We start from the raw sequence: 12119 nt of genomic DNA, 5'->3' as shown, positions 1-12119 counted from the left end.
TGTTGCGCAGGAGCATCTGGTGGGGCTGCGTCGTGCCTTGATGCTGCGCGATCGTCCAGGGCAATGGCCCGGGCAGGAGGCGCAGGCAGCCCCGTCAGGGCCTCGCGGCACACCGCTGGGTCAGTCGCGGCCGCTGAGGGATGACGGGTTTTTGATCCTGCGGCCGCTCACCCTGCACTAGAGTCAACCCGTTTCACTAGGAGGTCAGTTGACCAGCACTGCGTGGATGCACAGAAGGGGATCTGGGGCACGGTGACTGCAGCGCTGGAGGTCGTCCACCGCCTTGAGGACGGCAGCAGGAGCATCACGGTCTCCGTCGCCCGGGCTGGCTCTGTTCCGCTCACCCGCCGGGGCGAGGTGTGGCGTCCGGCCCGGCATCCCTCTCAGCGCAGCATTGCTACCTGGTGGTGGGCCGCCACGACCGGCAAACATGTGGGCTGCCGGTCCATGAACGTGCTGGCAGTGGCCATGCTGCTGGATTTCAACCCGTCGGTGACGGAGTTCACCGCATGGTCCGCGAAGATCCAGTGGCGGGCGCGGGGCCGGGAGCGCAGCGTCGTGCCGGACTTCTTCGTGCGGACGGATCGGGGGGCGACACTGGTCGTTGCCTGCCCTCCGGCGAGTGGGCCGAGTCCGCGGTGGCAGCGCCAGCAGCAGGTATTGCGCCAGGCCTGTCAGGAGGCGGGCTGGGAGCTGGGGATGCCCCGGATTCCGGAACCCATGGCGCTGGCGAACCTGCGGTGGGTGTCGCGGTACCGGCACCCGCGGTGCGGCGACCGGGAGGTCGAGCAGGCCCTGAAAGCCGCGTTCCGGACACCTCGCACGCTGGAGGAGGGGGTACGGGCGACGGGGCTGCCGCGGCTATCGACGCTGCCGCGCCTGTATCACCTGTTGTGGCGGCAGGAGCTGGGCATGGAGTGGAACAAGGCCATGAGCCCGAGCAGTGTGATCAGGCTGTCGGGCCGGATGCCGTCGGCGATGCGTCAGGTTCTTGAGGCGGAGGCCGTATGAGCGTGGTGCCGGAGAGCCGGCCCCCGGCAGCAGGCCTGGCACCGCGCGGCATTTTGGCGCCGGGCGACCAGGTGCGCTGGATGGGCAACCTCTATGCCGTGTCGGCCCTTGCGGGGACGACGGTGCATCTGGAGCCTGCCCGGGGCGGGGCGGCGCCCACGGTGGCGGTGCCGATTCAGCTCCTGGCCGCGGCTGAGGACTTCGCCGTGCTCGACCGGTCGGGCCGGCCGGTGTCGGCGGAGCCGCTGCCGAACTGGTCCATGCTGGAGGGGGTCAGCCCCGAGTGCGCCCATGAGGCACGGATGTGGCGGCGGCACGTCATCGAGGTCGACACCGGTCTGCTGCCGGAGGTCCCCGAGGGCAGCAGACCGCGGGAAGGCTACGACCCCGAGCAGTTCACACTGGTCGAGCGCTATGAACGCAAGGCCGCCGAACTGCAGGCCGTGCTGGGCTGGAAGGTGTCGTGGAAGACGGTCCAGCGCAAGCGGCTGGCCTTCCTGCGCGAGGACATCTGGGGGCTCATCGACAAGCGGCGCACCCGCCCGACCACGGTGAACCGGCGCACCGACGCACGGGTGGTGGACCTGCTGCTGGCTTTGCAGGAACGCCAGGCGAAAGAGGAAGCCGCCACCGACGCCCGCACCCTGTTCAAGAACCTGCGGCGCACGGCACGGGCCAGGCTGGGCCCCGGCGTGAAGGTGCCGGCCGACCCCACGCTGTACGCGCTGTTGAAGCGGCTGGGGTTCGACGCACTGCAGCTGCGGGATCCCACCCGGCGCCGCAAGGACCGCCTCAACCGTCCAGCCCCGCCGTTCGGAGTGACCACCGCCACCGCGCCGGGCGAGCTCGTGCAGATCGACTCCACCGCGCTGGATGTCAAAGTGCTGGGCGATGACGGACGGCCCACACAGGTGGAACTCACGGCGGCCATCGACGTGTTCACGCGCAGCGTCATCGCCGCCGTACTGCGGCCCAAGACTGCGGGCCGGCGCAAGACCCGGCAGCAGACGAGGGCGCTGCTGAGCACCAACACCAGCAAGGGGCGGGCCACCAAGGCGGTGGACGCCTCGCTGCTGCTGGCGCTGTGCATGGTGCCGGCTCCGATGCGGCCCGGGTTCGATGCGGCGGCGTCCGCGGCCCGTTCGGATCTGCCGTACGAGGAACTGCTGGAGGTCGACGCGCGGATGGAGCACGCCGCGGCCCGGCCGGTGATCATGCCGGAGACGATCGTGATCGACCATGGCACGGTCTTCACCGGGCAGACCTTCTTCGACGCCTGCTCCTTCCTCGGAATCTCCGTGCGCCCGGCCCGCAAGCGCACCCCAACCGACAAGGCGATCGTCGAGCGGACCTTCGAGTCGATCAAGTCGCTGTTCAGCCAGCACGTCAACTCCTACACCGGGCGGGACTTCAGCCGCCGTGGCAAGGAGACCGATCCGGACCGGCTGTGGACGCTGCAGGAACTGGACGATCTGCTGCAGGAGTGGATCGCGGTCGGCTGGCAGGCGCGGCCGCATGGGGAACTGCGCAGCCCCTACGAGCCGAACCTGCCGCCGCTGACTCCGAACCAGATGTACGCCGCGGGCGTGCAGGCGGCCGGCTACCTGCCGATCCCGCTGGGCTTTGCCGACTACCTCCAGCTGCTGCCCACCGCCTGGGTCGGGGTGCGCGATGACGGCATCCGGTTCAAGAACCGCACCTATGACAACTTCAAAGGGGAACTCGAGGAGGTCCGCAACACGCCATCGGGGCTCAAGGGCAAGAAGCGCGACGGGTGGGAGCTGCGCTACAACCCCTACACCCCCGAGCAGGTGTGGCTGCGCGACCACCGCTCCGGTGAGTGGATCACTGCCGTCTTCAAGCACCAGCACCTGATCGGCGCCCCGTGGACACAGCACCTGTGGGACACGGCCACCGCGGAGCACGTGGCGCGCGGCGGCCGCCACACGCAGGACGAGGACATCGCGCAGGTCCTGGCCGACCTGCTGGAGCGGGCGGGACAGGGCCCGGACGATCCCGGCGTGGTGAGCGTGCCCGACGGGTACGCGCCCGTGCCGGGGCTGGATGCCGGATGGGCACGGGCCGGTGACGGCGTCTTCGACCCGTTCGCCGACGCGGAGACGCTGGACCTGGACGCGCTGGGACCGCTGACGGTGCTGGAGCTGGACGATCCGAGCCTGTACGCCCCCGCCCCGTCCCTCGCGGAAGAAGAGATCGCGCCCGGGCCCGCCCACGGACCGGACGCCCGGGGCGGCGCGGACACCGAAGAGCCCTCGCTCCTGGCGGATCTGGGCGACCTGGACGACAGCCTCGACAGCGCCGCGCGTCACCTGCTGGACCTGCCCGCCGAAACCAACCCACCGCAGGAGGACAGGTCATGATGCAGCCACCGGGCATCGAGGAGATCGAAGACGACGACATCCGTCTGCTCATCGACTCCTCCGCCCCCACGCCGGTGTTCACCGCGCCCCGGCCCATTTGGCTGAACACCCTGAGCAACTGGCGCACCTTCGCCGCCCTGGACCGCACCCCGCCCGACCTGGCCGACAGCCCGCCGCCCGGCACGGAAGTCACCGACAACGACCTGCGGCTGCGCTATCACGCCTTGATGCCGACCGTGGTCACCCCCGCCGTCGGCCAGGCCCTGGTCGTCGTCCACGAGCATGTGCTGGCCAACCGGGAACGCATCCACGGCAAGACCGGCGTCATCATCGAGGGCCCGCGGGGCACCGGCAAGACCGAGATCCTGCAGTACATCGGCCGCCACTACGAGAACAAGATCGCCCGTCTGTATGAGCCGGACGAGAACCGCATCCCGGTGATCGCACTGCGGGTGCCTCCCCTGGCCCGGGGCGGGCGGCGGAACTGGCCGGCCGCCTTCGCCTCCTTCCTCGGCCTCAAACACGATGGCGGCAGCGATCCCACCCGTTCCATCTGCCATGTGATGCGTAATAGCTCCACCCTGCTGGTCCTCATCGACGGCATCGAGCAGCTGCGGGCAGGCGCGGACGCCGAGGAGTCGTTCGCCTACCTGGAAGAGATCAGCGAAAGCACCGGTGCCACCTTCCTCTTCGCCGGACGGGCCGCCCGGTCCATCGTCGACCCCCTGACTCGGGACCGGGAGACCGCCCTGGCCGACAACGAGGAGATCTGGGGCGACTACGCCACCCTGCGCACCAGCCGGATCGGCTACGACACGGACGGCCACAAGCTGTTCACGAGGATCGTCCGCAAGTTCGACAAGAACCTGTGCCTGCACCACCACCAGCCTGACGACCTGACCAACCTGCACGAGTACCTGCACCGCCGCACCAAGGGCTACCTGCGGGCCCTGTCCCAGCTCGTCAGCCAGGGCGCCCAGAAAGCGATCTGGAACAAGCAGGAGCGCATCACCGAGGAGCTGCTGGAGTCCCTGGCCATCGGCCGCAGCCGCACCATCTGACATCGCGCACAACCGCCCGGGCAGTCAATCAGCCCAGGGCGAGGACTCTGGTCACAGTTCACCTAGCAGGGGAAGAACAGCCGTGGAGTACGACGACGTCGAAGAGGACGAGGACAGCGGCGCGACGAAGGTGACCGTCCGCGTGCCGCTGGGCACCCGCCTCGCCCTGACCAGCGGCCTGGAACGACATCAGGCTTGGACGCAGCAGTTGAAGGCACATCATCGGACACAGCTGAAGGGGCTGACACCCCCGCAGCGGGACACCCTGCGGGCCGAACAGCGCCAAGCACTGGACGTCTTGCGCAGCCGCGGCAGCCTCCTGGACAAGAGGGACCTTGTGATTGCCTTCGGGGTACGCCAGGAACTACAGGCCCGGGGCTGGGACCGCTCCTGGATCGGCGTGGACTGGGAGGAGATGCCCATGGGGCTCCTCCCCGCCGCCATCGGCAACAGCTATCCGGAAAGCCTCTCCCTGTCCCTGCCGGCGGCTCTCGTGGAACAGGTGCGTGCCGGATGCTGGTCCTCCTCAAAAGAGTCCATCCGCCGACTCCGGCAATGGCGTGCCGACTACTCCGCCGCCGTTCTGCAGTCGCGCGCCAAGCCGCGGGAGCAGGCCACAGCGGAGTACGAGCGCCTGGCCGCCGGTGTCACCACGGCGGGAGAGGTGTACCGGGCGGGGATCCGGCGCGGGCTGCACGCGGCGCTGTCCACGCCGCAGCCGCCGCTTGTCGCGACTGTCGGTGCTGCACCGCGTTGACGGCGTCGTCGGCCACCCCGGCCTGAGGCGTGCGCTGCGCGCGTGGCCGGTTTCTTGCGAGGTGGCGTCTACTGCTCCTGCGCGGGCGGTGGTGTCTGCCAGGCCATGCGGAGGATGTCGAGTGCGGCGCGTTCTTCGTGGGTGAGTTCGTTGGGGGCGCGGCGGATGTGGTCGATCCAGGAGCCGAGCCGGAAAGGGCCGATCCAGTCGGTTTCGGTGTGCTGGCGGGGGACGTTGAGGTGGCCTTCGCGGGCGAGGTAGCCGGAGGCGGCGACCAGGCCGCGCCGGAAGGCCTGGCCTCGTTCGGTGCGGAAGGCTTCGGGGTGGAGGCTGTCGACGTGCGGGGTGATGCCAATGTCGATCAGCAGCTTGGCCTGTTCGATGTGGAGCGTGTCGAAGTGATTGCGCTGGCGGCTGAGCCACTGCCCCAGCTTGAAGCCGTCCGCAGTGGTGAAGGAGCCGGCCACGTCCCGGCTGCCGCCGGCGTCGATGTGCGCTTTGGCGTGCGCGTAGGCGCGCCGCCAGGTCAGCGGCCAGCCGGGGTTCCACCAGGGGTCGAGGGCGTGCAGTTGTGCGGCATGGCTCTTGGCCAGTGTTGCGGCGTTGGCTTTCTTGCGGCACTCCGCCAGCCACGCACCGACGGGGTGGCCGCCCTGGGTGGCGCTGGTGGGTGCGGCCAGGTGTCCGTGGGCGGTGGCGTAGGCGCGGGCGTGTTCGAGCATGCGGTCGATGTTGGTGGGCGGGGTGGCCCACTGCATGCCGAGGCCGTCGAGGGCGGCGATCTGGTCGGCCGTCAGGCGGCCGGCGACGCGGCGCAGGCGCTGGTTTGCGATCCAGTCGCCCAGGGCGAAGCCGTCGCTGTCGGTGTAGGCGGGGGCGACGTCGAGGGTGTGGTGGGCGGCGTGGTGGCGAGTGGCTGCGGCCAGGCCGCGCCGGAAGGACCCGGTGGCGGGCAGGGTGACTTCGAGGCCGAGGGCGAGGGCGATCTCCAGGGCGCGCTCGGGCGGGCTGTAGTAGGCGCGCCGCAGTGACGTGGCGCCGCCGCGGCTGCTGCGGCGCGGCAGCGCGATGTGGTCGAGGAAGGTGTCGTCGTGGGCCCGCAGAGCTTGGAGGGTGGCGAACAGCGCGGCGAACTCGGAGCTTTGCAGGGTGTTTTCGCTGACGCGGCCGTTGGGCAGGTAGACGGGCAGGATGAGGGTGGCCTTCTTGCCTTTGCCGGGTGGCAGGCGCAGGGCCCGGCCGATGGCCTGGATGGCGTCGACCATGCTGTTACGGGGCGCGGCGAAGACGACGGCGTCGATGGTGGGGATGTCGACGCCCTCGTTGAGGACACGCACGTTGTTCAGCACGGCGCAGCCCTCGGTCTGGCTGAAGGCGCTGAGGATCTCGCGTCGCTCGCGCAGCGGCTGGTCGCCGTCGAGGCAGAAGGACGCCAGCCGGGCGTGGTGAAGGGGCTCGGTGGCCTGTGCCGCGGTGAGGGGAAGCTGGTCGGAGAAGGCTTCGGCCGCCGCGACGCGGTTGTGGAACACCAGCACCCGCTGGAGGGTTTGCTCGGCGATGGCGCGCAGGACGGCGATGTGGAGGGCGGCGGTGCGCAGCCCGTCGTGGTGTGGGCTGCGGTGGGGCGCGGTGGTCAGAATGGCATGCAGGTCACTGTCGGTGATGACGGGCATGAGGACCTGGTAGTCGGCGAGGATGCCGCGTTCGATGGCCTCGGCCATGTTCAGGCGGTAGACGACGGGGCCGAAGATGTCGCGGCGGTCCATGCTCGCTGCGGGCAGGTCGTGCCATGGCGCCTCGCCGGGCAGCGGTGCGTTGAACACCCTTGGGGTGGCGGTCATGTAGAGGCGGTGCAGGGCGGGCAGGGTGTCGTTGTCGTGGACGATGCCCCAGCCTTCGCTGGTGCTCATGCAGGTGCGGTGGGCCTCGTCGACAACGATCATGTCCCACGCGGGCAAGCCGTGGCCGTGGTGGGCTTCCGCGAGGCGTTCGAGGGAGGAGTAGGTGACGAAGACCGCCACAGGCCCGGGCGTGTCAGCGACCAGGTCGGCGAGCTGGTCTGGCTCTTTGACGAGGCGGGCCACGCTTTCGGGCAGGCCGGTGGCTTTCTGGCTGAGGGGGGTGAAGCCGATCATCATCCGGTTGCCGGACGCTTCGTGCCAGCGGTGGATGGTCTGGGTGAGTAAGTCCCGCGTCGGGACCACGACGAGCACGCGCCCCTGGGGGGTCAGCTGCTGGACCGCGCCGATCGCCATGCGGGTCTTGCCGGTGCCGCAGGCGGACACCACGATGACGCGCTCGAGCCGGTCCGCGGTGAACGCCTTCGTGATCGCGTCGACCGCCTCCTGCTGGTGCGGGCGCAGGCCGGTGTCGGACGGTGCGGCGGCAGGCACGAAAGCTCCTCGGGGCTGGGTCGGTGACGCGCAACTGATCACCTGAACTGTACGAAGCCGCTGAGCAGCGAGGTGCCAAATCCCGCTACCCAGGGGTGAGTTGGGTAGCGTTGCCGGTGACAGGGCCGGGCGCGGGAAGGGTATGCGGTGGCGAGTGGGGAACCGGTGAGGGTGCCAGGCCTGAAAGGCGGGCGCGAGACGCTGGAGCCGCGGCCCCGGCGGGTCAGGCGGTTCTTTCCCGGCGAGTCGGTGAACTCCTACCTGCACCGGCTGGCCGCCGCCAACGACGAGAGCGTGCAGGAGCTGCTGTCGGACGTTGGCCTGGGCAGCGGGCCCGTCCCTGGACCGCAGTACACGGAGGTCTATCTCAACCCGGCCGCGTGTGCGCGGCTGGCCGCGCTGGCTGCGCGCACGCCGGACATGCTGGCCAGGGCGCTGCCGAGCCTGGCGGGCCGGATGCTGCCTGCGGATGAACGGCCGCGGTGGCGTGCTCCGCGGTGGGAGCCGGAGGCTGGATATGTGGTGCCAGCGTGCGAGGTGTGCGTCAGCGGCCGGGCTCCGGGCGAGGTCATCCATGTCGTGTCGGCCACCAGCTGGCAGGTATGTGCGCGCCACCGCCGCTGGCAGGACAACCTGCGCCAGGGCGGCGTCACTTCGATCCCGCTCGGGCAGCTGCCGGATGTTCTGGAGGCCCATCGCCGACGGCTGCGTCTGGAGCGCCGTCTGGGAGCGGGGGGACGCGTCGCGTTCGCCGACGCCTATCACATGGTCGGGTACTGGTGGAACGTGGGCCTGGCGCCTGAGGGGTGGAAGCGGCGGCTGCAGCAGATCACGGCGGACAGCAGCGGGCTGCGGCTGGCGCCGCTGGTCGCCTATCCGGAGATGGTGCTGCTGGCCACGGAGCTGGCTGCCCGGGAACGCCGGCGGCTGCGCGGTACGCAGTCCCGCACACAGGACGGGGTGTGGCTGGGTCATCTGCGGGATGCGTTCACCTCCTGGGACATGCCGGGCGATATCGCCGTCGAACCGGTCCTTGAGTGGTCGGTCCTCCATCAGGGCCGGCCCGGGCGCGGCGTGCAGCGGCCGGCTCAGGGCCGCTTGCGGCGGCTGCCGCTGTGCGGTCCGCACCCCACAGCCGCGGCCGGCATGGGGCTTGAGGAGATCACCTGTCTGCCGTGGCGATGGGGTACGCCGCCGGAGCCGGAAATGCGGGAGTCCGAGTTTCCCGTGCGCGCACGGGTCTGACCGGCTGTCGGCGGTGGAGCTGGTGCCGGTCAGGCGCCGAAGCCCACGTGCCTCACGTTGAGGTAGCCGGCGCCGTCGGAGCCGAGGTCGTCCGTGATGTTCTCCCATGCGCGTTCCAGGCCGCCCTGGTCACCGTGGTGCCAGGCGTCCACGATGTGCTCCCACTCGCGGCGTACGTTCTTGGTGCGGATGTTCAGTGCGCGGCGCCGGTTGGGGGCGACCGCTTGCTGGTCGACCGGGTGGATCTCGATGCGGGTGCCGGTGCCCTCGCGCCACAGACGGCGCTTGAGGTCGGCGGCGACGGTGTGGCGGTGGAAGGCCCAAAACGCCCGGTCGATCAGCAGCAGGTGGGTGTCGGCGGGGGTGCGGGTACCGCGGGCCCACTGCGCCAGGGTGCGTTCGGTGACGGTGATGCCGGCCGCGCGCAGCCAGGGCAAGCCCTGGTTCTCCCACAGCAGGTAGCGCAGGCGCACGCTCAGGCCGCGACGGGTGGTGACGGGGTCGCGGGGGCCGTCGGGGGCGAGCCGGTCGAGCTGGTGGGCCAGTGCGGCTGCGCCGCTGATGCCGTCGGCGCCGAACTTGCCGGCATCCTCCCAGGCCCGGCGCCCGGCCCCCGGCGACACGGGGGTGGGGGCAGGCCGTGGGGGCGCCGCCGTGGCGGGGGTGGTGTGGACGGCGAGCGGGTCTGCCAGGGGGGCGCCGGGCTGGGCCGGTGCCCCGGCGGTCGGGGCGGCGGTCGGGGCGGCGGGCACGCCGAGACGGGTCAGGACGGTGCGCTGGCGGGAGGTGAGGGTCTGCCACCTGTTCGTGTACCGGCGCAGGCGGTGGTGCAGCGGGATCAGGGCGGTGCCGATCAGCACGTGGTGGTCGGGGTGGACCAGGAGTGTCGCGTCGGCCCCGTACAGGGGGCCGACGTCGGTGAGGTACTGGCGGCAGGCGGCGACCAGTTCGTCGAAGGGGCGGCCGGAGAGGTCGGTGCGCGGGCGGGCGAAGGCCTCGGGGCCGCCGGTCATCGCCTGCAGGGCGGAGCGCTGCGCGTGGCCGAGCTTGTCCCAGGACGTCATCTGCTTGCGCAGCCAGTCGACGATGTCCTTGGTCGTGCGGCTGCTGCTCAGGTGCCGGGTCGTGTCGGGGCCTTCCAGCAGGTGCTGCAGTTCCACCAGGCGGCGGTAGGCCGGTACGGTCAGCTGTCCGGGCGGCAGCCACGGCACGCCGAGCGCGTTCAGCCGGTCGGTCCGGTCGGGGTGGGCGGCGCGTTCGGCGGCGGTGCGCCAGCGCTCCATCAGCTGGCCGATGGCGATGGTGTGTCCGTCGTGGTGGACGCTCTCGTCGCCTCTCGGCAGCAGGTGGCCATGCCGGCGGGCGTAGTGGGTGACGGCGGCCAGGTTGCGTTCTTCTCGCGCCTGGTGCGGGTCGAGGGTGAAGCCGAGCTGTTCGAGAGCGCGCAGCAGGACGGGGTCGGCGCGGCCGCGGCGGTGGCCGGCGCGCAGACGTGCCAGGGCAGCGCCCAGGCGGACGCCGTCTTCCTGCCAATCCGAGGGGACCGTGAGGTGGCCCGTGCGCTGGTGGAAGCGGCGGGCGGCGGCCAGGACCCGCTCACCTGCGGGAGTGGCGGGCTGGTCGCCGAAGTCCGGGCCGGGTTGCTGTACCGGCCGGCCGGTGGCCGGGTCCGAGTCCTGGGGGTATCCGCTGCGAGGGGAGTCGGGCATCAGACGCTTCCGTGGAGGGTGTAGGTCTCTTTCGCCTTGAGGTCGCTCAGGCCGCGGCCGGAGGTGAAAACGGCCCGCCAGTCGCCGGTCACGTGGAGTTCGTCGGTGCCACTGACCTGGACGACGGCCAGGCCTGCCTGGTGGGCCTTGTGGGCTTTCATCCAGAGCATGGCGAAGGCCTGGGAGCGGATGAGGTGCATCCAGCCGGGCCGGCACAGCTCCCGGTTGGCGTTCGACTCCCCCAGCGTCGAGACGAACTTGGCGTACATGGCCTTCACGTACTCGCGGGTGAGATCGTCCCCGGTGTCCAGGGCGCGCTGGCGGGCATCACGCAGGACGATGCGGAACTTGGCGAGCAGATTCTCGGTGCAGCCGGAGGTGTAGGACTCGTGGATGCGGGGCGCCTCGCACAGGCCGTGACGGCCGGACAGGCGCAGCAGCAGCCGCAGGGTGGGTTCGGTGACCCACAGGGGCCCGGGCTCGTCCCGCTGGCCGATGGGGTTGGGCAGGACGTCGCCGTGGGCCCAGTCGGGCGGTGTGATCAGGTGGACCCCGGCGCGTTTGGCGTCGTGGTGGCCGCTGGTGCTGTGTTCGAGGCGTCCGAGCGGGAGGTGGGTCTGCAGGGCGCTGAGGTAGGCGCCGTTGACGTCGAGTGCGCTGACCTGGTGCTCGCCGGGCGGCAGGTGCGGGCGTCGCCAGTGGGGGCGCGCCTCCCAGATCTGGTCGGGTTCATCGGCGCTGGGGCGGCGCAGGATGTCCGGCAGCGGCGGGTGGTGGACGACGTCGTAGCGGCCGTTTCTGCGGGAGAGTTCCAGCAGGCGCATGGCGTCGGGGATGGCACGAAGCCTCAGCGTCTTCAGGGCTTCGGCCGGATCGCCGGGGTGGGCGGCGTGTGCCTCGTCGACGGCGGCGGTGATGAGTTCCTGCGGGTCGAGGTAGCGGGGCTCGCGGACCGGTCGTGCCGGCCGGGGTGCGGCCGCAGGCGGCGCGGAGGCAGGGGCGGGCGGGCTGGAGGGGGCCGGGGCTGCGCTGCGGGGTGGGGGGATGTGGACCGCCGGGGTGGCTGGCGCGGCGTGCAGGCAGTCTTCGGGGGTGAGGTGCTGGGGGAATCCGGCGACCTGCTGATGGGCCGGGCGACCGCACAGGACGCAGGGCTGCGCGGTGCGGAGGATTCCGTCAGCTGCTGCCGGTGGGCCGGTGTCCCCGGTGGTTTCGCTCATGGGTAACTCGGCCTGGGCGTAGGCCGGTTCGCTCCCGTCGTCCAGGAGGCTGAGGCGTGCTGCCCCGCCGGTGAGGAAGTGGGTGTAGCGGGCGCGGTGGGCTCCGGCTGGTTCCTGGCCGGCCTCCCATGCCTCCAGGGTGCCGGTGTCGACGCCGCAGGCATGCGCGACCTGGTCGGCCGCGAGGTAGAGCTGCTGGCGTATGAGGCGGCGCCGGCCGGGGGCGGGGAGCGGGATGCGAGCAGTGGTGATGAGTTCGTCGATGGCCTCGAATGCGCCCATGGCTGTCCTGTTCCAGGAGTTCGTCACAGCGGACCGCAGCCGGGCTGAGCCGCCCTGGCG

8 protein-coding genes are annotated in these 12119 nt (G+C 71.1%); 5 read left to right on the top strand and 3 right to left on the bottom strand.

Translation table 11 applies throughout. From position 1 onward, the window contains the following. The first annotated feature begins 222 nt into the window (after nucleotides 1-222). The 4 genes from AC069T_RS04755 to AC069T_RS04740 all read left to right on the top strand — a co-directional run bounded on the left by AC069T_RS04755 (nucleotide 223) and on the right by AC069T_RS04740 (nucleotide 5210). Entirely contained in the window at nucleotides 223-1011 is a 789-nt protein-coding gene (locus AC069T_RS04755) for a TnsA-like heteromeric transposase endonuclease subunit (RefSeq protein WP_478781335.1), read from the top strand. Continuing rightward, nucleotides 1008-3392 carry a transposase family protein gene (locus tag AC069T_RS04750; RefSeq protein WP_478781334.1) on the top strand — a complete coding sequence of 795 codons (2385 nt, stop codon included), beginning with the start codon at nucleotides 1008-1010 and terminating at the stop codon, nucleotides 3390-3392. Before AC069T_RS04755 ends, AC069T_RS04750 begins: the two co-directional genes overlap by 4 nt. After that, on the top strand, nucleotides 3389-4453 hold the full coding sequence (locus AC069T_RS04745; protein ID WP_478781333.1) for an AAA family ATPase: 1065 nt from the start codon (nucleotides 3389-3391) through the stop codon (nucleotides 4451-4453). The genes AC069T_RS04750 and AC069T_RS04745 overlap by 4 nt, the downstream gene beginning before the upstream one ends. 82 nt (nucleotides 4454-4535) lie before the next feature. Then, a complete protein-coding gene (locus AC069T_RS04740; RefSeq protein ID WP_478781332.1) occupies nucleotides 4536-5210 on the top strand; it encodes a hypothetical protein in 675 nt (224 codons plus the stop codon). 68 nt (nucleotides 5211-5278) lie between these two features. Here the strand turns inward: AC069T_RS04740 and AC069T_RS04735 are convergent, their stop codons facing one another. Further along, nucleotides 5279-7603: a helicase associated domain-containing protein gene (locus AC069T_RS04735; RefSeq protein WP_478781331.1), complete on the bottom strand. Its 2325-nt coding sequence runs from the start codon at nucleotides 7601-7603 to the stop codon at nucleotides 5279-5281. Between the two features lie 171 nt (nucleotides 7604-7774). Here AC069T_RS04735 and AC069T_RS04730 point away from each other — a divergent pair, with 171 nt between their 5' ends. Then, nucleotides 7775-8848, top strand: a complete 1074-nt coding sequence (locus AC069T_RS04730; protein ID WP_478781330.1) for a TniQ family protein — start codon at nucleotides 7775-7777, stop codon at nucleotides 8846-8848. Nucleotides 8849-8877: 29 nt separating this feature from the next. Here the strand turns inward: AC069T_RS04730 and AC069T_RS04725 are convergent, their stop codons facing one another. Together AC069T_RS04725 and AC069T_RS04720 are read right to left on the bottom strand one after the other, a co-directional pair. After that, entirely contained in the window at nucleotides 8878-10557 is a 1680-nt protein-coding gene (locus AC069T_RS04725; RefSeq protein ID WP_478781329.1) for a helicase associated domain-containing protein, read from the bottom strand. Then, on the bottom strand, nucleotides 10557-12059 hold the full coding sequence (locus AC069T_RS04720; protein WP_478781328.1) for a transcriptional regulator: 1503 nt from the start codon (nucleotides 12057-12059) through the stop codon (nucleotides 10557-10559). Before AC069T_RS04720 ends, AC069T_RS04725 begins: the two co-directional genes overlap by 1 nt. Between the last annotated feature and the right edge of the window lie 60 nt (nucleotides 12060-12119).

The sequence above is a fragment of the Streptomyces sp. NPDC043867 genome, assembly GCF_056435845.1.
The sequence above is the reverse complement of the archived record's forward strand: the minus strand, read 5'-3'. Positions and strand labels throughout refer to the sequence as shown.

What these genes read in the sequence shown, in the direction of transcription:
- AC069T_RS04750 (WP_478781334.1), top strand. Translation starts at nt 1,008, where the DNA reads ATGAGCGTGGTGCCGGAGAGCCGGCCCCCGGCAGCAGGCCTGGCACCG.
- AC069T_RS04745 (WP_478781333.1), top strand. Translation starts at nt 3,389, where the DNA reads ATGATGCAGCCACCGGGCATCGAGGAGATCGAAGACGACGACATCCGT.
- AC069T_RS04725 (WP_478781329.1), bottom strand. Translation starts at nt 10,557, where the DNA reads ATGCCCGACTCCCCTCGCAGCGGATACCCCCAGGACTCGGACCCGGCC.
- AC069T_RS04720 (WP_478781328.1), bottom strand. Translation starts at nt 12,059, where the DNA reads ATGGGCGCATTCGAGGCCATCGACGAACTCATCACCACTGCTCGCATC.